Here is a 2,458-nt window from a genome sequence, read left to right as displayed (position 1 = left end):
GCAACGACCCGGCCCGGCCGGCCATTCCCCCGCCGGTCGAGCGGGCGGGGCGGCTGGCCGTGGTCCTGCGATCGTCAGGGTATGTAACGACCCCCCGCCCGCCACGATTCCAGCCCACGGATGCACCCGGTCACACCCCAACAACCCCCAGAAACGGACATCCCACCCAACCGGCACGACCCCAACCGGTCTTACCGGACACCCGGCCTGATCGACTCCAGATCGGCGATATCGCGGCATCCGGCCAGCCGGACACACCCACCTCGCCGACACCGTGCCGATCATGGAGGGCGTCAGCCCTCCAGGCGAGAGCGGACCTTTTCGGCACAGGCCCCCAGAACGGTCTGTGCGTCGAGTCCGAGACTCTCGATGGCTACGAGCGCGGTGAACACCACGTCGGCCAACTCGGCCGCCACGTCCTCGCGGGTGTGGGTGACACCCTTGCGCGGATTCTGCCCGAGCAGACCAATCCAGGCGGCTGACGCCTCCCCGGCCTCCTCGGTCAGCTTCAGGATGCGGCAGGTCAGTTCCGTCTGCCCGGTGCCGTTCGCCGCGTCCAGCCAGCTCCGCGCAGCCCGGGCCGCCGCCCAGATCGAGTCGTCCACGGCGACCAGTCAACCCGACCGCCCCGACCGGCCCCACACCCGGCCCGCACGGTCGGGACACGCACCGCACGGCCAGGACACGCACCGCACGGCCAGGACGCACACCGCACGGCCAGGACACACACCGCACGGCCAGGACACACACCGCACGGCCAGGACACACACCGCACGGCCAGGACACACACCGCACGGCCAGGACACGCACCGCACGGCCAGGACACGCACCGCACGGCCAGGGCGCCAGTCCGGGCAGGCCGCACCGACCGTCTGACTGGTCGGTCAGCTCAGCCATTGACTCCGGTCGACGGCAGTCCTAGGTTCAGGGCGCTACCGGCCGGTAGGCAACCGTCCCGCCTGGTCGCCCCCGCAGGCGACATCCGTCCGATGGGGAGCATCGATGCTGTCCGTACCCGTTCGTAGGCTGCGCCGCCTGATCGCCGCCACCGCGACACTGACCCTGGCCGTCGGACTGTTCGACGCCGCACCCACCGCCGCCGCACCCACCGCCGCCGCACCGAGCACCGCCGGCGCTTCCACCGGCGGCCACGACCCCTCCGGCGACCAGCCGCTGCCCGGCTACACCTTCCAGAATCCGCCGCTGGCGCCGCTGGTGGTGGCCGGCAAGCCGACGACGGTACGCCAGGGCGTGCACCGGCACGCCGCGTACATCATCGAGGTTCCCGCCCGGTGGAACGGCGACCTGGTGGTGTGGGCGCACGGCTACCGCGGCCAGGGCACGGTGCTCTCGCCGGAGCCGCCGGCCTTCGAGTTGCGCCAGCGGCTGCTGGCCCAGGGGTACGCGTGGGCGTCGTCGTCGTACGACCGCAACGGCTTCGACATCCGCTCCGGCGTGCTGAGCACGCGGGACCTCGCCGACCACTTCGGACGGACCGTGCGCAGGCCCCACCGCACCTACCTGGCGGGGGTGTCGATGGGCGGGTACGTCATCGGGCGCTCGCTGGAGCAGTACCCCGGCTACTACGACGGGGCGCTGCCCATGTGCGGCGTGCTCGGTGACCAGACGCTGCTGGACTTCTATCTCGACTACAACCTGGTCGCGCAGGCCCTCGCCGGAGTGCCGGCCTACCCGACGCCGGCCGACTACCTGAGCAACGCGGTGCCCCGCATCCAGGTGGCGCTCGGGCTGGCGGGGCTCACGCCCACCGGGCCGGACACCACCACCGACCGGGGCAAACAGTTGCGGGCCATCACCGTGAACCGTACGGGCGGACCACGGCCCGGCGCGGAGGCGGCCTTCGCGGTCTGGAAGGACTTCCTCTTCTCCATCGCGGTGACCGACGGCGGCGACTCCCCCGCCCAGCGGCCCAGCCAGATCTCCACCAACCTGCTGACCCGCTACAGCCCGAACAGCCCCGTCGACGTCAACTCGTCGGTGCAGCGGGTGGCTCCGGAGAACATCGTGCAGCGACTCCTGCCGACGCTTACCGAGGTGCCGAAGATCGCCGGGCGGCCGAGCGCGCCCGTGGTCAGCCTGCACGACCTGGGCGACATGTTCGTGCCGTTCAGCATGGAGCAGGCGTACGCCACCGACGTGGCGCGGCACGGTCGCAGCCGGCTGGTGGTGCAGCGGGCCATCCGGGCCGCGCAGCACTGCGAGTTCAGCCCGGCCGAGGCCGGCGCCGCCTGGGACGACCTGGTGTCCTGGGTACGCACCGGCAAGCGCCCGGCCGGCGACACGGTGACCGACCCGGCGGTGGTGGCCCGACCCGACTACGGCTGCCGGTTCAGCGACCGGGCCGCGTACGCCGCCGGGGTCGGCACCCGTCGCCTGTACGCGGCCTGCTGAGGTAGCCGGACACGACGGCGCCGGCCGGCTCCCCACTCGGGAGCCG

The 2,458-nt window shown here is 72.5% G+C and carries 2 protein-coding genes; one reads left to right on the top strand and one right to left on the bottom strand.

Features of this window, described 5'->3' with window-relative positions; all coding sequences use genetic code 11:
• Positions 1-293 precede the first annotated feature (293 nt).
• A complete protein-coding gene (locus tag ABZU46_RS31625; RefSeq protein WP_354863357.1) occupies positions 294-605 on the bottom strand; it encodes a MazG-like family protein in 312 nt (103 codons plus the stop codon).
• A 397-nt stretch (positions 606-1,002) separates the two neighbouring features.
• Between ABZU46_RS31625 and ABZU46_RS31620 the strand changes: the two genes are divergently transcribed.
• Positions 1,003-2,412 carry a hypothetical protein gene (locus tag ABZU46_RS31620; protein ID WP_354863356.1) on the top strand — a complete coding sequence of 470 codons (1,410 nt, stop codon included), beginning with the start codon at positions 1,003-1,005 and terminating at the stop codon, positions 2,410-2,412.
• The last annotated feature ends 46 nt before the right edge of the window (positions 2,413-2,458 follow it).

The sequence above is a fragment of the Micromonospora sp. NPDC005197 genome (assembly GCF_040608295.1).
GTDB lineage: Bacteria > Actinomycetota > Actinomycetes > Mycobacteriales > Micromonosporaceae > Micromonospora.
This window is presented reverse-complemented; position numbering and strand designations above follow the sequence as displayed.

What these genes read in the sequence shown, in the direction of transcription:
- ABZU46_RS31620 (WP_354863356.1), top strand. Translation starts at nt 1,003, where the DNA reads ATGCTGTCCGTACCCGTTCGTAGGCTGCGCCGCCTGATCGCCGCCACC.